The following is a 17,409-nucleotide window of genomic DNA, read 5'->3' as shown; positions in this document are numbered from 1 at the left end:
TCAGGCATGATCACATCTGCAAGCCTGCGTATGTAATGCTGATTTAAAAAAATTTTTATTGGCCTTATTTTTCACCACAGTCCTCAGCACTATCCGTCCCGCTTTGTTCCCGATATCTTCAGCTGCGCCCTGACATTATAAAATTGTCGATAAGATAACCAGACTGCGATGATAGTTGACAGACTGGCGGTGCCTATCAGCATAAAGGTCACCATAATCTGATATTTAATTGCCTTTAGCGGATCGATTCCAGCGAAAATTAGTCCGGACATCATACCAGGCAGACTGACCAGCCCGACGGTTTTAGCTGCATCCACTGTCGGGATCATCGCTGTGCGAATGCTGTCAGCAATAATACGGCCTGAGGCAAGTTTCACCGATGCACCCAGGCTCAGCATCTCCATAATTTTCTGGTGATTGTCGCTGAAGCGCTGATTCAGGTTGCTGAAACAGAGCCCTACTGCAACCATGGCATTCCCGGCGATCATGCCTGAAATGGGAATGACCTGCATTGGCACAAACGCTATCGCGCCGCTCAGTACCAGAATCGTCAGCGTGATGACGGTGCCGCTGAAGATTGAGGTAAACGCTATCGCAAAGGCGTTATCAATATTCCGACCGCGTTTGCGGGCAGTGATTGCGGCATTCACGCAGATAAAAAGCACCATCATGACAGTCAGCCAGCTGTTATTGACATCGAAAACCGACTTCAGCACAAAGCCGACGATAACCAGCTGAACAATCGCCCGACAAGTGCTCCAGACAATATCTTTGCCCATGCCCAGTTTTTCTTTCTGGCTGATAAGCAGCGCTATGACGACCAGCGTCAGCGACAGCAATAGCGAGGTGTCACTGATATTATGCTGATTCACGCGCATTCTCCTTTTCTGGCGGCTCGAGGCGCAGCACATGCCCGGCCTGCTGAATATCGCTGACATCATGACTGATCCGCACCACCGCCACCTTTTCTTCAGTTGCAATCCGGTTAATCAGTAAAAGTACGGCCAGCCTGTTCTCTTCATCAAGGGCGCTGGTCACTTCATCCAGTAACAGTACGTCAGGCATAAACTGCAGATTGCGGAGCAGCCCCACACGCTGCTTTTCTCCGCCCGAAAGTTGTTCAACCGGTTTATCCAGCATGTCAGGAGAAAGATTAACGCTTTCCAGCGCAGCAACAAGCTTGTCCCGCTGCGGCTTCTGCCGGCGAATCTGCCAGGGCAGTGCAAGATTGTCATAAACCGTCTGACCAAACAGTTGTGGCGTCTGAAAACAGTACGAGACCTGCTGACGATAGGTCTCCGCTTTAAGCGTGGTGATATCACTGTTCCTGAAAAATAGTTGGCCTGAAGTTGGGGTAATCAGTGAAGCAAGAATTTTCAGAAGCGTGCTTTTTCCGCTGCCGGATGGACCGGTCAGTAACACATCATCGCCCCGATTTAACTGCAATGACACCGGTCGCAGTAACTGCCGATCACCAACTGAAAAAGTAACATCCTGCGCTTCCAGCAGGGGTAAAGCTCTGTCCATATTTACGCCTCGTGCTCTGACCAAATTCAGAAAGAATGGAGTTTAGTATCGGTAAAAGCTGGCGATATGATTCACAGACTGATTACCGGTAGTGTACTTCCCTGCCCTTAAACACAACCGGAATGGCGCATCAGGGGCATCTGGCTGAGAGGAAAAGGATAAGGCATTACACTATGGCTGTTCATCTTTTGAGAACAACAGTGACCGGCCCGGCTGCAGCTGGTCAACGCTGAAAGCTTGTCAGACCTGCTGAGCAAAACTTATTTGTTTTCCCAGCGTGCAGAAACCGGATTGGTTACGCTGTTTTTTTCCTGTGTATAGGTGCCATTCTGCTGCGCGATGGCCTCACCGGTATCCCTGATCGCGTTCTGAATAAAAACGTTCTGCTTATCATTTCTGATAAAGTTTAACTTTGAAAGGCCGTTTTATTGCCCTGGTCGGATGAAGGCAGTGAGAGAAAGCGTACGGTGAAAGTTTCATCATCAAACCTGCCCTTCATGACAAACGCCCTGATGGTTTTCACCCTGAGAATTGATCTTTTAGGTGCCGTTATCGTAGTAATAAATCTACGCATCCGGAAACGGTTTCTTGTCATACATTTTGCAGCAGTGCAGCACCTGTTTGATGGTGGGCCGACCAACGCTGACGGTAAACTTGTTATCCGCTGCTGATGTCGTCAGACCTTAGCGCGAACACTGCTCATCAGCATTAACAGGCTGGTAGCGTTGCCCGGTTTTCGATTGATCAAAACAGCCTAATTAAGCAAACCGGCACCGACATTTACCGACAAGCCCAGAATAGCCAGGTTAAAAATAAATGAGATTACAGACTGCAATAACGCCAGCTTACGCATTTCTGTTGTTCCGGTCGCGACGTCTGCCGTCTGCGAGGCAACCGCGATGGTGAATGAAAAGTAGAGGAAATCCCAGTAGCCAGGATTTTTCGCTTTATCCGGAAAGATCAGCGGACTTACGCTGCTATCCCGGTAAAGATAGTGCTGGTGAGCATAGTGCATTGCAAATGCGCTGGGTAGCATGGCCCAGGATGCAATCAGCGTCATTGCCGTCAGCAACAGATGCAGCAGTCGCGGGGTGCCGTTGAGGCCTTTGAGCGTGGGCAGTTCACTCAGAATGGCCACAATGCTGACCATACAGGCCACGATCACAATGCCCAGCACCAGTGCGGCACTCTGATCCTGCTGTTGCGCAATGCGCTTGATGCCCGTCGCGTCAGTACGCAGCATGCGAAACCAGAGTGTACAAAGATAGAGCCAGGCCCAGACATTCCAGCTTATCAGTAATCGCTGCATCTGCCCGGGCTGGTCAGAGAGCAGAAAATAGCATATCAGTCCGGCAGTGATGGAGAGCAGTAGCCGCAGGCGTGCATAAAGCGTGGAGGTTAAAGATGTCAGCATTATAAACCATTGTGATGTAATCAGAGTGATATCAACTGTAGTTAAAATCAGGTGAAAATCATGCACTAAGTATTAATTCTTACACTTTTAAAGTAGAGCTGTGGGTTCGATACCGAATTATGCAAAGTGTAAAACAGGTCAGCGCAAGGTGTTATGGAGACAAACGCCACCTGACGCTGAAATTAATTAATCATAACGTTGTCTCTGACACGATTTTAAAGCCACCATTTGAGCAGTATTTGCATAGTTACATAAAATTTAGTAATCCGGAATCAATCAGTAACATGCAAATAAATGGCTGAGTGCTTTAACAGTCATCTCTTAAACGCTGATTCAGTCAAGCCAGTAAGCTCAGAAACTATTAATTCCTGCTCCAAAGGGGGCAGGTAAGTAATGGTGGGCGCAGGCACACTGTTTCCTGATAATTCCGAAAGTCAGGCCAGGATCAGGGGAAATATAGCGCTGGGATTAAGTATTAGCCTGATTTGCTGTATAATTATCCATTCGTTTACGCAAACGTTTTATCTGTATATAACGGTTTGTGTTTAATCTTTGAAATTTGATGAGGCTCTGGAAATTTATGGATGATGTTGATTTGGCTCAGGAGCGCGAAGAAGCGCATCTTGCCGCCTCGCTGGCAGCCCGTAAAACCAAACTTACCAGTCCCAACGGCTTATGCGTCTGGTGCAAAGATGAAGCTGTCGTGGCCGAAACGGCTTTTTGCTCAGCTGAGTGCGATGAGGATTATCATAAGTATCGCCGTGAGCAGAGTCAGCGCATTAGCTGACATTCCTGATTAAGAGATCCTCAAACCAGCGCTGATCACTTCTCTTTACTCAACCCGATGGGATGCCTTGCCAGTGGCCCTTAAGATCCTCGCTGTTACGTCAGGCTGCCGATTTTTGCTGTTACTGCCGGCAGGACCTGTTCAGAGGGCAGAACAGGAACCGGCATTGTTGCCGGTTCCTAAAGGGGAAAGCATGCAGACAATGCATGCCTCACTGATTACTTATTCAGGTATTGATTGAAAAAGTCGATCATCTTCTCAAACGGAATTTTATCCATGCGATCGTATAAATCGACATGCGTCGCATCCTTCACGATCAGCAGTTCATTTAGCTGAGCCGCTGTTTCATACGCCGTTTTAGAGAAACAGAGAGTGCGCTTTATCAACATGGATAAAGAGCGCAGGGCGTGGTGAACTTTTCTTAATAGAGGTCATCAGCGGGAAGTTCATGAATGACATTGGCGTGGTCACCGACCAGGAATTGCCGGAGTTGGCCGCATCGGGATGTGGCAACCGCAGCGTTTACCGTCGGCTATGAAAGTCCCTCCCGGTTCAGCCGTGAATATACAACAATATTTGGTGTTTTTCCGAAAAGGGACATTACCACGCTGCGTAATGCCGCCAGTAACACGCTCAATGCATCGTAATGTCTTTCCGGCCGGGGATCCGGACAGGAAAAAAGGTCCGGAACACGGAAGTACTTAACCGGCGAGGACTGAATCGAGAGCTGTCTGCAGCCGGTCAGCGCTGGCCCGTTCGTCATTCTCTATGAAGAAATCCACCAGCTCCCTGCGTCACGCCCACATTCATGCTCATATTCAGGTACGCTTTCAGCTGCGGCCCGGTGCCGGGCATGGCGGCCAGCATCCCTGCGGTGGCCAGCTCGCGGCTTTTCCAGTCCAGGATGTCGCGACTGAAATATCGCCGAAAAGATGCGTCTTCAGAAACTCGTCTGCAGCCGGGGCAAAGCCGAACAGGCGCCCGCTGACCAGCTTGACGACCAGCGCAGTCTGGTTTTTGGTGCCCGCTGCCAGCATCTCATTTGGCTGTAGCAACGGAGCAGAGGCCCCGTTTCATCAGATTACGTTCATGACCTGTCGGCTGAGGCATACTGCTCATCCGTGACCTGCTCCATCCAGTCAACGACCCTGCCGTCCTGAGCTTCGGCGATGGCAATATGGGTCATGGCCGTCTCCGGTGCTGCCCCATGCCAGTGCTTCACACCGGTCGGTATCCACACCACGTCGCCGGGCCGGATTTCACGCACCGGCCCCCCCCACTCCTGCACCAGGCCAGCGCCAGCCGTCACGATCAGCGTCTGACCCAGCGGATGCGTATGCCAGGCCGTGCGGGCAGAAGGCTCGAACGTCACGGTAGCCCCGCCGATACGCGCAGGCTCAGTGCCCTGAAAGGGTGAATCGATACGAACCGTTCCGGTGAAATAGTCTGACGAACCTTTGACGGAGGGTTTTGCTCCGCTTTGCATAATCGTAATCATCGGGGTGATCTCCTGTGTGTAGGTGACTGAAACAGACAGTGCCATGGATACTGCAGCAACGGCATGTCTCTTCATACAGGCTCCGTTTTTCAGAACGGGAAAAGCCGGACGCGGACATCATGCCCGGCATTTTTTAAGTGTAGGCCTGGCAGGATTGGTTGATAAGATAGGTAAATCTGAATGCTTATGAGCAGGTTATGCAACAATGATAGCTGAAAATCTGAGCGACCTTCTCGCTTTCACGATCGTGGCGCGGTAAAAAAACTTTACCCGTGAGGCCGCTCAGCCTGGCATGTCACGTTCCGGGCTGAGTCATGCCATAACGGCGCTGGAAGCACGGCTGGGAGTCAGACTGCTGACGCACACCACGCGCAGCGTGTCGCTTACACAGGCTGGAGTACGTCTGTTTAGCACCCTGCAGCCAATGCTGAGCACACTCGACAGCGAGCAGGTGGCTCTGCGCGCCCTGAATGAGAAGCCGGCAGGAACCGTGCGCATCACCGCGCACGATCACGCTATCGATTCCATCCTCTGGCCCCGGCTACAGCCTTTACATAAGCATCGCATAAAAACCGTGTTGACAACCATACCGGGAGGCTGTGCTTAATTATCTGATGGATTTGATACTGGACTGAGAAGGCTTTGATACATGAACTCCATAGCCGAATTTTTTACATGTATCATATAGTCATTGGCTTCTTTTACATGTCCAGCATTGCTTCAGTTGAAACCTCTATGCTACGAGTTAAAGGGCGACAATCTCGCATAAAACGTATCCGTTAATCGACTAACCGCAAATGCCGTTCCCCTAACTCCGCCAGCGACGCCGCACCTAACATGCCTAAATCGCGGCTCACCTCGCTGGTAATTAAATCGAGGGCTAAATTGACGCCTGCTACACCGCCCACCGCACAAGCATAATTAAACGGCCGCCCGACAAAGCAGGCTTTTGCGCCCAGCGCGATGGCTTTGATGGCGTCGGTGCCACGGCGAATCCCGCTGTCAAACATCACCGTCATTTCACCCGCCGCTTCGACGATTTCCGGCAGCACATATAGCGGTGGGATCACTGTGTCCAGTTGTCGGCCGCCATGATTGGACACCACAATGCCGTCAGTGCCGATGGCTTTACAACGCAGCGCATCGTTGCGGCTGAGAATGCCTTTAATCACCATCGCGCCGGGCCAGTGCGAGCGGATATACCCGATATGTTGCCAGGTTAAGTGGCTGCGGCCGCTGAAATCCCGCACCGCGTTTTTCGAAAACAGCGGTGCGCCACGTTGCGCATTATTGTTCTCAAAATAGGGCATGCCGCTTTTCAGTAGCGTCTTTAATAAGGTGCCGGTTAACCAGCGCGGATGGGTAATGCCTTGCCACGCCAGACGCAGGCTGGGACGGAACGGTGTGGCGAATCCTGCGCGCACGTTGTTTTCCCGATTGGCTTTGACCGGCGTATCAACGGTGATCACCAGCACCGGGATCGCGGCACGCTTAACGCGATCGATCAGCGCATCAATCTCCTCCAGCGTTTTCGGCAGATAGGCCTGGAACCACATGTCAGGATTCACTTGCGCCACATCTTCCAGCCGCGTCAGCGAGGAGCCGCTCATAATAAACGGCACATTCTTCTTCTTCGCCGCGCGTGCCAGCGTGCAATCTCCGTCAAAACCGGTCAACGCTGAGATGCCCATAGGCGCAATACCCACCGGTGCCGCGTAACGCTGTCCAAAGAGCTCAATCCCAATGCTTCGCTGTGAAACATCCACCATGTTTTCTGGTATCAGGCTATAGCGCTCATAAGATGCCAGCGTGTTGCGCAGTGCGATATTATCCTCGACGCCGCCAGACACATAGGCGAACAGCGGATGCGGCAGATAACTTTGGGCATATTTCTCGAAGTCGTTAAGAGATAGGCAACGCGACTGCATATTGCGCATGAAAGTAATGATCCTGTTGGGAGAAACTGCAGGGTAAAACCAAAGAAATCAATGCTATTGCAGGTGGGTTATTTCGCAAAATCTATAATCTGGCAATATTAATGTCAGATTTGCATAAGAACGGTTATCGTAAATGTAACCGCCACTTACAGACCGTATTGAAGCTCCATATTTGTTTGGTATTTACCAGCCAGTAAGGATGACCCTGACCCAAAATCCTGCTCCATTCAGAAACAGAATTCCGGCATGATTAATACTCCCCCCGAACAATTTTTTATAACTATTCCCTGAGCCTTCGAAACAGGCCTGGTTTCACAGGGAAGCGATGCCGGCAAAGGTATTCGGGCAGAAGACTGGCGCAGCGGCTGCGGCAGTGCCGGGTCAGGCTGCTTACCCAGAACCTTCGCCATCTCTTCCTGCAGCTCGCTTATGCACTCCTCAGCCTCGCTCACCTGACGCTGCGTTTTCTCCCTGAGCCGGGCGTTTTCTGCAGTAAGTGAGCGTTCCATACATTCACATTACGTCGATTCAGATGCGCAGGCCAGGCTGATTTATCCGCTGTGGGTGTTTCCAGTTGATACCTTCCAGCACCATCGCCAGTTGGGCCTGCGTCAGGTGCACCCTGCCGTCCCGGTTCACCGGCCAGAAAAGTGGCCCCGCTTCAGCCGTTTGCTGAACAGGCACAGGCCGCCCGCATCGGGCCAGAGGATTTTCACCCTATCGCCGCACCGGCCTGTGAAGATAAAAAGGTGGCCGCTGGCGGGTCGGCGCAAAGCGTGTTCTGCACTTTCGCCGGAAGCGCGTGAACATCTTGTGTGTGGCGTACGAATTGATGTTCAGGTGCTCTGCAATCTCACGATAGGTCAGTCCGTCGTTGAACCGTAGGCTAGGTGCCTGAGTGATCCGGCGCATTTTGATATAGGACGTGTTTATGTCCACGGTAGTGTCCATGTTCGCGAAAGTGTCCATGGCAGGCAACACGGGCAGAAATGGAAGATGGTAAACGTGAGGCTTACGCCTTTGCTGAAACGCTATCCGGACATTCAGATAGAACTGAGTGTCGATTATTCTCTGACGAATATTGCGGCGCAGCAGTTTGATGCCGGCGTACAGCTGGGTGATATCGTCGATAAAGACATGATCGCTGTGAGGATTGGCCCGGACTTTTACTTGGCTGTAGTGGCTTCACCGGAATACCTGCAGGGAAAAAACCTGCCTGCGGTACCCGCTGATTTAACGGCACATCAGTGCATCAACCTGAGGCTTCCGAAACACGGAGGGCTCTACGCCTGGGATTTTGAACAGAAAGGGAAACCGATAACGGTGCGGGTGACGGGACAGACCGTTTTTAACAACACCTGTCTTATGATGCAGGCGGCTCTGGACGGTCTGGGATTTGCTTTTATCCCGCTGGATCTGGCACAGCCGCATAAGACATCGGGTAAGCTTATTCCTGTGCCTGAACCCTGGTGGCCGCAGTTTCCGGGATATCATCTTTATTATGCCAGCCGACATCAGCAGGCACCGGCACTGGCGGAAGTCATTGCAGCGCTGCGTTATCGCTGACGTCAGCAACACAGTGCTGCATCTGGTAAACCTGGCTTACAGGTGTGAACTGACTCGCTTTCCTGTAACACCTCATCCAGAGAACGCATTTTTATCATCAATAAGAGAGGCTGAACATGGAACATCACTATACATCGCGTATATCCTGGACCGGGAATAAGGGTACGGGCACATCGGGCTATAAGGCCTATGCGAGGACATGGGACATCGCTATAAAAGGCAAAGACATCATCCATTGCTCCAATGATCCGTTACTGGGTGGCGATGCCACTAAAATGAATCCAGAAGACCTCCTGATCTCCTCTCTTTCTGCCTGCCACATGCTCTGGTATCTGCACCTTGCGTCAGATGCCGGGATCACGGTTCTTAAATATGAAGATTCACCGATAGCAACAGGTGAAATTTTACCAGGCGGCGCAGGTCGCTTTGTTTCGGCAATTCTGAGACCTGAGATCACCCTGACAGAAGGTAGTGATCCCGACTTAGCTATGGCTATTCATCATGAAATCCACAAAGTCTGTTTTATTGCCAGATCGGTGAATTTCCCTGTCTTTTATGAGCCTGAATTTGTCATCGGTCATTTGTAAGAAAGTCAATCGTCAGTAACAACGCGCAGGCTACTAATCCTGAGTCCCTCATCAGCCTGATTGAGCGGCAAAAAAAAATCCGGCAACAGGACGTTTCCGGATTCTTATATAGCTACTGGATCGTTCAGCTGATCCTGAATCGACAGGCAAAAGTCACATGGAACGGCCAATTCATGACAACACGCTATTTATTCAGGTGCGAACGCGCAGCGCAGCCTCGATCCTGTCGGCGATTTTGGTCACCACATAAGCAATCACCATGTAGAACACCACCGCAATCAGGAACGCTTCGAGATAGTAGAAATTCAGTGCCGCCGTCAGTTGCGCCTGGGCAAAAATATCCACCACTTCGATGGCAAAGGCCAGCGACAGCGCTTTCATGATCACCATAAAGGCATTCGCCAGATCGGGGATCGCTGCCACGATAATCTGCGGGAACATTACCCGACGAAACAGCTGCCCACCGCTGTAGCCGAGTGACAGGGCGGCATCTGATTGTCCGCTGTCGAACGAGTTCAGCGCCCCTTTCCACACTTCAGCCTGGAATGCTGCGACACAGGCGCTCAGCGCCACAATAATGATCACCCAGTTGGGCAGTGAATGGGCATTAACCTCAACGCCAATCAGCGTGGCAACAAAGTGCAGCGCCGGAGGCAGGCCGTAATAGGCGAGGAAAATCACCACCACCATCGGCACGCCTTTAAAGGCGATTTTGTAGGTGATCACCAGCTGGCGCAGCACCGGAATGCGGCGATGCTCAATAAACGCAAACAACCCGCCCAACAGCGTCGAGCAGATAAACACCGTCACCGCCATCAACAGCGTAACCGGCACGGCATCCAGAATGCTCCAGAAGTCCGGCAGCAAAACCTCAGCATCAAACATGGTTTTTCTCTCCTGATCAGACGCTGGTGGTGAACTTCACGCGTGGCGAAGACTTAGAGCTGTACTTCGCATGACGATGTTCAAAGAAGCGGATAATCAGCCACGCCACACCGCACAGCAGTGAATAGAGCACGGCCAGCAACAGATAGGTGCCGAACTGATACTGGTTGTAATCGCGTTCCATGATCAGGTGCGCGGTCGCCATCACATCGGCCGCCCCGATATACATCACCAGCGCCACGTTATGAATCAGATAGATAATGGCATTGCCGTAACCCGGCAGCGCAAAGTGCACCGCCTGTGGGCCGATAACCCGCAGCATTTTCTGGCGGAAGCTGTAGCCCAGGCTGTCGGTGGCGTCGTGCTGACCCCGCTCAACCGCCAGGTACGCCGGGCGCATCACTTCTGACAGATAACCGCCGTGATACAGGCTCAGACCAATCATCGCCGCCACGTTGGCCGTGAAGAAGTCGCTAAAGCCAAAGTTATCGATAATCAGTGGCATACCGTAAAAGGCGACAAACAGCTGCAGCACCACGGGCACGCTGCGCGCATAGGAAACGTAGAGATCGGCCAGCTGGCTGATCACGGGAATACGGCGCACGCGGAACAATGTCGCGATGAGCGCCAGAAAGAACCCGACAATCATCGCCACAAACATGATGCCGAGCGTCAAAGGCAGCGCCGACAGCAGTTCTGGAATCATGGAGGATAGATTCACGGTGAAACACTCCTGCTAAAAAGGACAGCATGCGCCCGGTTCAGCGCCGGGCGCAGTGAATCTGTTACTTCATGTACTTCGTAACGTCTTCGCCAAACCACTTCTGCGCCAGCTTATCCAGCGTGCCGTCCGCCTTCAGCGCTTTAAGGGTTTTGGCGATGTCATCATTAAGTGCCTGGTTTTCAGCAGAGCGGTGGATCAGCACATAGGTGTTGTTGATTACCACCGGCTCACTGGCTTTGATCGCCAGCTTCTGGTTGTCTATGACCGTCTGCTCGCCAAGATTTGAAGGCAGGATCAACGCGTCATATTTACCGTTCTGCACTTCTTTCAGACGATCCGGGTAAGGTACACCAGCGCTGGAGGCTTTAATGGTGATTTTGTCATTCGGGTTCTCCTGCTGCCACTGGGTGACAAACTTATACACGCCACCGCCTGCGGTTACCGGTACGATGTTTTTACCGACCAGGTCTTTCATACCGTTAATATTGCTGTCGCTGCGGCTGTAAATCTTCATCAGGCTGGCACCCATCGGTGCATCCGGGATCAGGAACTGTTTGCTGCGCGCAGGCGCTTTATAGTATCCGCCCGTCGCCATGTCGTACTTGCCGGTCACCAGGCCGGTTTCCTGAGCGATGTCCGCCGCGCCTTCCATCACAAATTTATACTGTGGCAGCTTCGCGTTGATGGCTTTCAGCACATCCGGCTCATAGCCCTCCGGCTCATGACCGATCGCGCCCCACGACAGCGGTTTCGACTCTGCTGCGGTGGCGATCTTGATGGTGCGTACGGCGTCCGCAAAGCTGTTACCGCTGATCAGGGCCAGCGCGATGATGCCAGGCGCGGCCAGGCGACGTAATGTAGTTTTGATTGCAGGCATGTCTCTGATTCCTTTATTTATTAGAATACTTTTTCTGAGTTGAGGAACTGGGCAAGGCGTGGCAGCGCCGGGTTATCAAACATCTCTGCAGGCGTTCCCTGCGCCGCAACCACACCCTGATCCATAAACACGATGCGATTAGAAATGCTTTTCGCGAATTGCATTTCGTGCGTCACCAGCAGCGAGGTAATGCCGGATGACGCCACATCTTTAATCACTTTAAGCACTTCACCCACCAGCTCGGGATCGAGCGATGAGGTAGGTTCATCAAACAGCATTACATCCGGCCGCACCGCCAGAGCACGCGCGATACCGGTACGCTGTAACTGTCCGCCAGAGAGCTGCGACGGATAGTGATCGCGTTTTGCCCCCAGACCTACGCGCTCCAGCTCCTGCACGGCGATGTCGCGTGCCTGCTGCTTAGTTTTACGCTGGATAACGATTAGCGGATCCATCACGTTTTCCAGCACCGTCATGTTCTTAAACACGTTGAACTGCTGAAATACCATCGCGGTGCGCAGACGGATTGCCTGAATTGCCGCTTTTTCGGGGGACTGATAGTCCATGCGAATCTGATCCAGCTGAATCGTCCCCGCGGATGGCTTCGCCAGATAGTTAATGCAGCGCAGTAACGTGGTTTTGCCAGTGCCACTTGGCCCGATAATCGATACCACATCGCCGCGTTTTACCGACAGATCGACGCCTTTCAGAATCGGGTTGCTGCCGTAAGCGAGCGTAATATTGTTGAGTTCTAACATCCGGTGCAGCCCTTATTTATTCAGGTCAGCATGGCCGAGCACATGCATCAGACGGTTGGCCCAGCCAAAAATGGCGATAGCGTGAATCAGGTCGATAATTTCCTGATCGTTCATCCCAACGACGCGCAGCGTGGCGACATCGTCCGGCGTGGCTTCCGACGGTGTGACGGACAAACGACGCGCAAAGCGATAGATGGCCGCGTCGCGTTCTCCTAATACATCCGCCCGATCGAAATAGATGGCACTGACCACGGCGTCGCTGTCTGCCAGTTGAACATGACGGCGCGCATGCACCACCGCACAGTAGCGGCAGCCATTAACGATTGAAGCACCGAGCGCGCCCAGCTCACGAGCCGCGCGATCCAGGCCACCTTCGACGTACATAATGGCGTTGAATAATCCGGTACGTGCGGTATAGCTCTCCGGATCGTGGACCAGCGTGCGGACGTACTCTGAGATTTTCTTGTTGGACGGCGTCACTTTCATCGCATCAAGCTGCGCGGGTGTCGCCTGTTCGACATCCACTGGCGTGATATAGGGATGCCAGTGTAGTGGCTTGAGATTAACCGACGGAATCATGCGGACCTCATCAAGCGTAAGCCAGCCGCAACGCGCGTCTGGAAGTTAACAAAGGCGATCAGTTCAGAGAGCGCAACAATCTGCGGATTGCTGAAACCAGCCTGCTCCAGCAGGCGAATATGCTGTTCGGTCGCCTGAATCGGTTGCTGTGTCACCAGGTCGGTGTGGCGTGCAAGCGTAGCCAGCGGTTCTTCATTCACAACGTCACCCGCAGCGAGTGCGAGCAGTGCCTCTGACGGATTTAACGCCGTCAGCTGTGCCTGATAATCGCGCTGCAGCGGCACGTCTTCATTCAGCACCGCCATACGCCGGGCAAGCGCCAGGCGCAGATCCGCAGGTAAACCCTGTTCATCTGCCGGTGTCAGCACGGACAGACGGCACGCTTCTGCGCCTTCCACAAATTCGGGACGCAGGCGCCGTGTCTGATACAACGCCTCTTCTGGTGTTAATCCGGCGGCCTGATCTATAGCGTCGCTCACAGCGTGTTCTCCTGTTTTAATAGCGGGGTTGAATCCACCCATTCATCGCCCTGCAATTCGGGGGTATCAAAGGCTTTTAAGCTGGCGAAGTGCTGATCGACATCTTCGGCAAACAGCGAGGCAGCAATGCCGCGCACCAGACGATCGGCACCCGCGCTCACTGCCGGAATATCGCCGGAGACTTTGCCGTGCGTCAGCATCGCGGCATCGTTAAAGCAGTGGATGTGTGCCAGCATCGGGCAGGCACCCGGTGTTAATTCACGGAATTCAAATGAAGGGCCGAGATCCGGCGCTTCCAGCAGGCTTTGACGCGCAGGACCCATCTCCGGCTGATAGCGACCGTCGGCCCAGCTACGGATATGCGGTGCGATGGCAGCAAACTCCGGGCGGCCATAGAAATCGTTGGTAAAGCCAGTGGCAGCGATCAGGAAGTCGTAGCGCAGTGCGCCCTGGGTGGTTTCGAGCAGCAGGCCATCAGCTTCCTGCTTAACGGCATTAATGCCGCAGTCGAGGAAGAAACGCGCATTATCATGACGGGAAACGCGCAGGGTTGAGGCGCGCGGCGGCGGGGTTTGTGTCGCGGCGGTGTAATCAACAAACTTCCACTTCCACGCATCCGGCAACTGATGCATGCCATGCACCACACCCTGGCTGCCGATGCCGGTCATCTTGTTAATTCGCGGCATCTCTTTACGACGAATCAGCAGATCGACTGCGCTCGCGCCCTGCTCCAGTGCGGTCGCTGCGTTATCCATCGACGAGGCCCCTGCACCAATCACCGCAACGCGTTTGCCCTGCAATGCCGCAAAATCGATGTCATCGGCGGAGTGAGCCCAGAACTGGCGGTCAATGCCTTGCAGGAAATCTGGTATGGCAAAACCGCCAAGCCCTGAACGTCCGGTGGCCAGCACCAGACGACGTGTGTAAATACGTCCGGTTTCGGCACCGTCCAGATCCAGCGCAATGAAATCTCCGGCCTGCGCGATATTGCTGACGCGTACATTGTTCTGCACCGGCAGATTCAGCACCCGGCGATACCAGATCAGGTAATCCATCCACTGCGCTTTCGGGATCTTATCCAGCGCCTGCCATGCTTCATTGCCCCACTGCGCCGTGAACCACGCACGGAAGGTCAGTTGTGCGAGACCCAGTGCGGGGCCGTGCAGCGATTTCGGCGAGCGCAGTGTTTCCATGCGCGCAAAGGTAATCCACGGCCCTTCCAGCCCAGCGGGTGCAGCGTCATAGGCCACGACATTGCTGATGCCAGTGAGCTGTAATTTCGCCAGCGCTGCCAGACCGCACATGCCCGCACCGATCACCACTACGTCGCGCACCGGTGCAGTCTGGAAGGAGTGTTCCGTTACCCACGATTTAGCGGGCAGTTCCAGAAATTCCAGATCCTGCTGAAGCTGAGCTTCAAGCGCGGCAAGACCATTGGCGGCATACGTCATTGAGCTATTTCCCTGGTGTAAGCGATCGCCTGAGAGCGAGCGAAAACGGTTAAAACGCGCCGTGACCGTGCCTTTTTAATTATCCTTTAAATGCATAATAGGCGGCTATCAATCATCATAACGCATAGTAAGAGCGAAGTTTTCGCATAATCCTCCTGCCCCGGATCGGAGTCAAGAATTGTGCTCAGGGTTTAACCAATGGATTTCTTATATCTTATGCAGAATGTGTTATAAGCGTTGAAAATGAAGGTTTTATCGCGGCGTGCCCGGTTAGGCCTCAATGCCTGGCTCCCATAATCTTGCTACGGGCAGGGGATCGCCCTTAAGAGTGACGGTCACCTGTATGCCGGTATCATTCCTGATTAATGATGCGCATAATTCGCGGATGTTCACTGGCTGTCAGACGTTCAAACCCGGGCAACAGTTGCGCGGCGGCCTCCGCCAGCGCATCCACCAACGCCTGCGTCGCGCTGGAGATCTGTCGGCCCTGGGGGGTGATAACGCCAAAGAAGTAAGGTATGTCTTCCTGAATCGGGCGAATCGCCACACCGGCCAGCGGCATCCCCCAGCCCGTAACCGGTTCCAGGATCGCCACGCCTAATCCGGCCCGCACGCAGCCCAGAATATTCGCCGATGAGTTGGTCTCGATGGTTTCCAGCAGCGGCGCTTTGACCTTTTTCAGCGCTTTTTCATAGCGTCCACGTAAGCGCTGCGGACTCCAGGGCGCAATTAAACGGCAGCCAGCCAGCTGGCTCAGCGATAGCTCACTGTTCGCCGCCAGTTCATCGTCCTCCGGCAGCGCAACCACGCACTGCGACTGCCCAATCCAGTGCAGCTCGACCGCGTGATGTTCCAGCGGCAAGCTGCATAACCCGATGTCAGCCTCAGCAGTGATCACCGCATGTGCTGTCTGTTCGGCGGATTCACTGATGATTTGCACTTTATTTTGCAGATTCAGCACGGCCAGCGCCTGCGGCAACAGACCGGCAGCCAGCGCGGGTGTCGCAGCAATGCTGAGTGGGCGATGCTGCTGATGCGCGATCTCCTGCGCGCGTAAGCGAATCTGTTGCAATGACAGCAGCGCTTTTTGCACATACTGATGTAGCTGCAACGCCTCTTCAGACGGATGAATACGCGGGCCATTACGAATAAACAACGGGTAACCCAGCGACTGCTCTAATTCCTGAATCAGGCGGGAAACAGCAGGCTGCGAGCGATTCAGCGCTTTGGCCGCCGCAGTGACGCTGCCCGCAGAAATTACGGCCGAGAAAGCTTCCAGCTGACGCAAATCGAGGTCATTTAACAAGGTCATCGCGAGGGTACTTCCCTAAGTCATTGATCGTTCCCGATAATCACCCGGGAAAAAATCCATCATAGAGAGAGTCTGGCAAATTAGCCACAGCGAAAAAGCGCGAAGCCCTCGGCATTAATGACGGAATAACGTGACCGTCCGATGGCCGCGCGTCTCCAGGCATCCACCGGTTATGACATCCCGGATCGGAACCCGCTAGTCCACTGAGCTGAGTGGCATTTTCAGACCAGGCTAGAATTCAATAGGTAAGCGTCAGCATAAAACCAGCTTAACGGCGCGACTCATCACAGAGAGGACGGAAATATGAAATTCGGTGTGATATTTGAAGATACGGGCGTCGAAGAGGAACATGATTTTGATTCCAAACCCGTTGCCGGCGATTTAGTGACGTTAACGCGCGATGGGGTTGGCAAAGATTACATTGTTATCATTGAGCCTGACCCGGACCATACACATGATGACGGGCGTGAAGGCCATCCGACAAAGGCCAGAGTCCGGCCCGCATAGTGCCAGTTAAGACGATTTTAACCGTCTGGCGTGAACTGACCCCATAAAGTTGGACGGTTTTTATTGCCAACTCCCATGAGCTCGGCTTGCTTACCTTTGCGGCATAGCGTTACATGAGCACGATACCGAAGCGTTTCAGAAACAGAGCCCAGAGTGCGAAAAGCAGGATAGTAATAGCGCAGGAGATGAGCAGCGTCAGCCAGAAACCGGTGCGCTGATAGAGAAAGGGGAACAGAATAAACATGGGCAATGTCGGCACCACATACCAGAAGGTGTACCAGGCATGAGCACTGATTTTTTCCTGCGTCTGCCCTTCTATTTTCATCCAGATAAGCACCAGCACAGTGACCAGCGGTAAGGCGGCAAGTAAGCCGCCCAGTCGATCGCTACGCTTAGCCGCTTCTGAAATCAGCACGACCATAAAAGCCGTGATGGCATATTTCGATATCAGCCAGAGCATGATTGTCCTCAATATTCGTGTCATCCGACACCTAAGTACCGGACCGTTTACGATCGTCCCG

19 protein-coding genes and 6 pseudogenes are annotated in these 17,409 nt (G+C 53.1%); 6 read left to right on the top strand and 19 right to left on the bottom strand.

Annotated features, from left to right (window positions below; translation table 11 throughout):
• Positions 1-89 precede the first annotated feature (89 nt).
• The 4 genes and pseudogenes from fetB to QSK07_RS13060 form a co-directional block, all read right to left on the bottom strand.
• Complete coding sequence (gene fetB / locus QSK07_RS13075; protein WP_285721609.1) at positions 90-872, bottom strand: iron efflux ABC transporter permease subunit FetB; 783 nt, start codon at positions 870-872, stop codon at positions 90-92.
• Positions 859-1,527 carry an iron efflux ABC transporter ATP-binding subunit FetA gene (fetA, locus tag QSK07_RS13070; protein ID WP_285721610.1) on the bottom strand — a complete coding sequence of 223 codons (669 nt, stop codon included), beginning with the start codon at positions 1,525-1,527 and terminating at the stop codon, positions 859-861. Before fetA ends, fetB begins: the two co-directional genes overlap by 14 nt.
• Positions 1,528-1,787: 260 nt before the next feature.
• Positions 1,788-2,236 (bottom strand): annotated as a pseudogene (locus QSK07_RS13065) (hypothetical protein).
• A gap of 45 nt (positions 2,237-2,281) precedes the next feature.
• Positions 2,282-2,941, bottom strand: coding sequence for a DUF1345 domain-containing protein (locus tag QSK07_RS13060; RefSeq protein ID WP_275221898.1), 660 nt, complete (start codon positions 2,939-2,941; stop codon positions 2,282-2,284).
• Positions 2,942-3,521: 580 nt separating this feature from the next.
• On the opposite strand from QSK07_RS13060, the gene QSK07_RS13055 reads away from it, so the two are divergent.
• A complete protein-coding gene (locus QSK07_RS13055; RefSeq protein WP_266306403.1) occupies positions 3,522-3,728 on the top strand; it encodes a TraR/DksA C4-type zinc finger protein in 207 nt (68 codons plus the stop codon).
• A 218-nt stretch (positions 3,729-3,946) separates the two neighbouring features.
• Here QSK07_RS13055 and QSK07_RS13050 read toward each other — a convergent pair.
• A pseudogene (locus tag QSK07_RS13050) lies at positions 3,947-4,250 on the bottom strand (alpha/beta hydrolase); the annotation flags it as partial.
• Between QSK07_RS13050 and QSK07_RS13045 the strand changes: the two are divergent.
• Positions 4,226-4,375 (top strand): annotated as a pseudogene (locus QSK07_RS13045) (AraC family transcriptional regulator); the annotation flags it as partial. The pseudogenes QSK07_RS13050 and QSK07_RS13045 sit on opposite strands and share 25 nt — an antisense overlap.
• A 183-nt stretch (positions 4,376-4,558) precedes the next feature.
• Here the strand turns inward: QSK07_RS13045 and QSK07_RS13040 are convergent.
• Both QSK07_RS13040 and QSK07_RS13035 read right to left on the bottom strand, forming a co-directional pair.
• Positions 4,559-4,783 carry a hypothetical protein gene (locus QSK07_RS13040; RefSeq protein WP_285721611.1) on the bottom strand — a complete coding sequence of 75 codons (225 nt, stop codon included), beginning with the start codon at positions 4,781-4,783 and terminating at the stop codon, positions 4,559-4,561.
• 32 nt (positions 4,784-4,815) lie between these two features.
• Positions 4,816-5,226 carry a (R)-mandelonitrile lyase gene (locus QSK07_RS13035; RefSeq protein ID WP_502921714.1) on the bottom strand — a complete coding sequence of 137 codons (411 nt, stop codon included), beginning with the start codon at positions 5,224-5,226 and terminating at the stop codon, positions 4,816-4,818.
• Between the two features lie 274 nt (positions 5,227-5,500).
• Between QSK07_RS13035 and QSK07_RS13030 the strand changes: the two are divergent.
• Positions 5,501-5,833: pseudogene (locus tag QSK07_RS13030) on the top strand (LysR family transcriptional regulator); the annotation flags it as partial.
• 172 nt (positions 5,834-6,005) lie between these two features.
• Here the strand turns inward: QSK07_RS13030 and QSK07_RS13025 are convergent.
• The 3 genes and pseudogenes from QSK07_RS13025 to tnpB all read right to left on the bottom strand — a co-directional run.
• Entirely contained in the window at positions 6,006-7,163 is a 1,158-nt protein-coding gene (locus tag QSK07_RS13025) for an alpha-hydroxy acid oxidase (protein ID WP_285721612.1), read from the bottom strand.
• A gap of 299 nt (positions 7,164-7,462) precedes the next feature.
• Positions 7,463-7,642, bottom strand: a pseudogene (locus QSK07_RS13020) (IS66 family transposase); the annotation flags it as partial.
• 49 nt (positions 7,643-7,691) lie between these two features.
• A pseudogene (gene tnpB / locus QSK07_RS13015) lies at positions 7,692-7,968 on the bottom strand (IS66 family insertion sequence element accessory protein TnpB); the annotation flags it as partial.
• A gap of 191 nt (positions 7,969-8,159) precedes the next feature.
• On the opposite strand from tnpB, the gene QSK07_RS13010 reads away from it, so the two are divergent.
• Together QSK07_RS13010 and QSK07_RS13005 are read left to right on the top strand one after the other, a co-directional pair.
• Positions 8,160-8,729 carry a LysR substrate-binding domain-containing protein gene (locus QSK07_RS13010; RefSeq protein WP_502921713.1) on the top strand — a complete coding sequence of 190 codons (570 nt, stop codon included), beginning with the start codon at positions 8,160-8,162 and terminating at the stop codon, positions 8,727-8,729.
• A 116-nt stretch (positions 8,730-8,845) separates the two neighbouring features.
• On the top strand, positions 8,846-9,316 hold the full coding sequence (locus tag QSK07_RS13005) for an OsmC family protein (protein WP_285721613.1): 471 nt from the start codon (positions 8,846-8,848) through the stop codon (positions 9,314-9,316).
• 192 nt (positions 9,317-9,508) lie between these two features.
• Here the strand turns inward: QSK07_RS13005 and QSK07_RS13000 are convergent, their stop codons facing one another.
• The 8 genes from QSK07_RS13000 to QSK07_RS12965 all read right to left on the bottom strand — a co-directional run bounded on the left by QSK07_RS13000 (position 9,509) and on the right by QSK07_RS12965 (position 16,381).
• Positions 9,509-10,201, bottom strand: a complete 693-nt coding sequence (locus QSK07_RS13000) for an amino acid ABC transporter permease (protein ID WP_013196347.1) — start codon at positions 10,199-10,201, stop codon at positions 9,509-9,511.
• 16 nt (positions 10,202-10,217) lie between these two features.
• Complete coding sequence (locus tag QSK07_RS12995; RefSeq protein WP_285721757.1) at positions 10,218-10,907, bottom strand: amino acid ABC transporter permease; 690 nt, start codon at positions 10,905-10,907, stop codon at positions 10,218-10,220.
• Positions 10,908-10,986: 79 nt separating this feature from the next.
• On the bottom strand, positions 10,987-11,802 hold the full coding sequence (locus tag QSK07_RS12990) for a transporter substrate-binding domain-containing protein (RefSeq protein WP_275221906.1): 816 nt from the start codon (positions 11,800-11,802) through the stop codon (positions 10,987-10,989).
• Between the two features lie 20 nt (positions 11,803-11,822).
• Positions 11,823-12,560, bottom strand: coding sequence for an amino acid ABC transporter ATP-binding protein (locus QSK07_RS12985; RefSeq protein WP_275221908.1), 738 nt, complete (start codon positions 12,558-12,560; stop codon positions 11,823-11,825).
• 12 nt (positions 12,561-12,572) lie between these two features.
• Complete coding sequence (locus tag QSK07_RS12980) at positions 12,573-13,139, bottom strand: peroxidase-related enzyme (RefSeq protein ID WP_285721614.1); 567 nt, start codon at positions 13,137-13,139, stop codon at positions 12,573-12,575.
• A complete protein-coding gene (locus QSK07_RS12975; protein WP_285721615.1) occupies positions 13,136-13,618 on the bottom strand; it encodes a CMD domain-containing protein in 483 nt (160 codons plus the stop codon). The genes QSK07_RS12980 and QSK07_RS12975 overlap by 4 nt, the downstream gene beginning before the upstream one ends.
• Positions 13,615-15,069, bottom strand: coding sequence for an NAD(P)-binding domain-containing protein (locus tag QSK07_RS12970; RefSeq protein ID WP_285721616.1), 1,455 nt, complete (start codon positions 15,067-15,069; stop codon positions 13,615-13,617). The genes QSK07_RS12975 and QSK07_RS12970 overlap by 4 nt, the downstream gene beginning before the upstream one ends.
• Positions 15,070-15,421: 352 nt before the next feature.
• Positions 15,422-16,381, bottom strand: coding sequence for a LysR family transcriptional regulator (locus tag QSK07_RS12965; protein ID WP_285721617.1), 960 nt, complete (start codon positions 16,379-16,381; stop codon positions 15,422-15,424).
• A gap of 303 nt (positions 16,382-16,684) precedes the next feature.
• On the opposite strand from QSK07_RS12965, the gene QSK07_RS12960 reads away from it, so the two are divergent.
• Entirely contained in the window at positions 16,685-16,888 is a 204-nt protein-coding gene (locus QSK07_RS12960; protein WP_098050047.1) for a hypothetical protein, read from the top strand.
• Between the two features lie 109 nt (positions 16,889-16,997).
• On the opposite strand, the gene QSK07_RS12955 is transcribed toward QSK07_RS12960, so the two are convergent.
• A complete protein-coding gene (locus QSK07_RS12955) occupies positions 16,998-17,348 on the bottom strand; it encodes a DUF3147 family protein (RefSeq protein ID WP_098050046.1) in 351 nt (116 codons plus the stop codon).
• Between the last annotated feature and the right edge of the window lie 61 nt (positions 17,349-17,409).

This window comes from Pantoea sp. QMID4 (genome assembly GCF_030270445.1).
GTDB lineage: Bacteria > Pseudomonadota > Gammaproteobacteria > Enterobacterales > Enterobacteriaceae > Pantoea > Pantoea vagans.
Note: the sequence above shows the minus strand (reverse complement) of the source record. Positions and strands in the feature narration are given on the sequence as shown.

Excerpts from the sequence above, each read along its gene's own strand:
- fetA (WP_285721610.1), bottom strand. The coding sequence starts at position 1,527 with ATGGACAGAGCTTTACCCCTGCTGGAAGCGCAGGATGTTACTTTTTCA.
- QSK07_RS13060 (WP_275221898.1), bottom strand. The coding sequence starts at position 2,941 with ATGCTGACATCTTTAACCTCCACGCTTTATGCACGCCTGCGGCTACTG.
- QSK07_RS13055 (WP_266306403.1), top strand. The coding sequence starts at position 3,522 with ATGGATGATGTTGATTTGGCTCAGGAGCGCGAAGAAGCGCATCTTGCC.
- QSK07_RS13035 (WP_502921714.1), bottom strand. The coding sequence starts at position 5,226 with ATGATTACGATTATGCAAAGCGGAGCAAAACCCTCCGTCAAAGGTTCG.
- QSK07_RS13025 (WP_285721612.1), bottom strand. The coding sequence starts at position 7,163 with ATGCGCAATATGCAGTCGCGTTGCCTATCTCTTAACGACTTCGAGAAA.
- QSK07_RS13010 (WP_502921713.1), top strand. The coding sequence starts at position 8,160 with ATGGTAAACGTGAGGCTTACGCCTTTGCTGAAACGCTATCCGGACATT.
- QSK07_RS13005 (WP_285721613.1), top strand. The coding sequence starts at position 8,846 with ATGGAACATCACTATACATCGCGTATATCCTGGACCGGGAATAAGGGT.
- QSK07_RS13000 (WP_013196347.1), bottom strand. The coding sequence starts at position 10,201 with ATGTTTGATGCTGAGGTTTTGCTGCCGGACTTCTGGAGCATTCTGGAT.
- QSK07_RS12995 (WP_285721757.1), bottom strand. The coding sequence starts at position 10,907 with ATGATTCCAGAACTGCTGTCGGCGCTGCCTTTGACGCTCGGCATCATG.
- QSK07_RS12990 (WP_275221906.1), bottom strand. The coding sequence starts at position 11,802 with ATGCCTGCAATCAAAACTACATTACGTCGCCTGGCCGCGCCTGGCATC.
- QSK07_RS12985 (WP_275221908.1), bottom strand. The coding sequence starts at position 12,560 with ATGTTAGAACTCAACAATATTACGCTCGCTTACGGCAGCAACCCGATT.
- QSK07_RS12980 (WP_285721614.1), bottom strand. The coding sequence starts at position 13,139 with ATGATTCCGTCGGTTAATCTCAAGCCACTACACTGGCATCCCTATATC.
- QSK07_RS12970 (WP_285721616.1), bottom strand. The coding sequence starts at position 15,069 with ATGACGTATGCCGCCAATGGTCTTGCCGCGCTTGAAGCTCAGCTTCAG.
- QSK07_RS12965 (WP_285721617.1), bottom strand. The coding sequence starts at position 16,381 with ATGACCTTGTTAAATGACCTCGATTTGCGTCAGCTGGAAGCTTTCTCG.
- QSK07_RS12960 (WP_098050047.1), top strand. The coding sequence starts at position 16,685 with ATGAAATTCGGTGTGATATTTGAAGATACGGGCGTCGAAGAGGAACAT.
- QSK07_RS12955 (WP_098050046.1), bottom strand. The coding sequence starts at position 17,348 with ATGCTCTGGCTGATATCGAAATATGCCATCACGGCTTTTATGGTCGTG.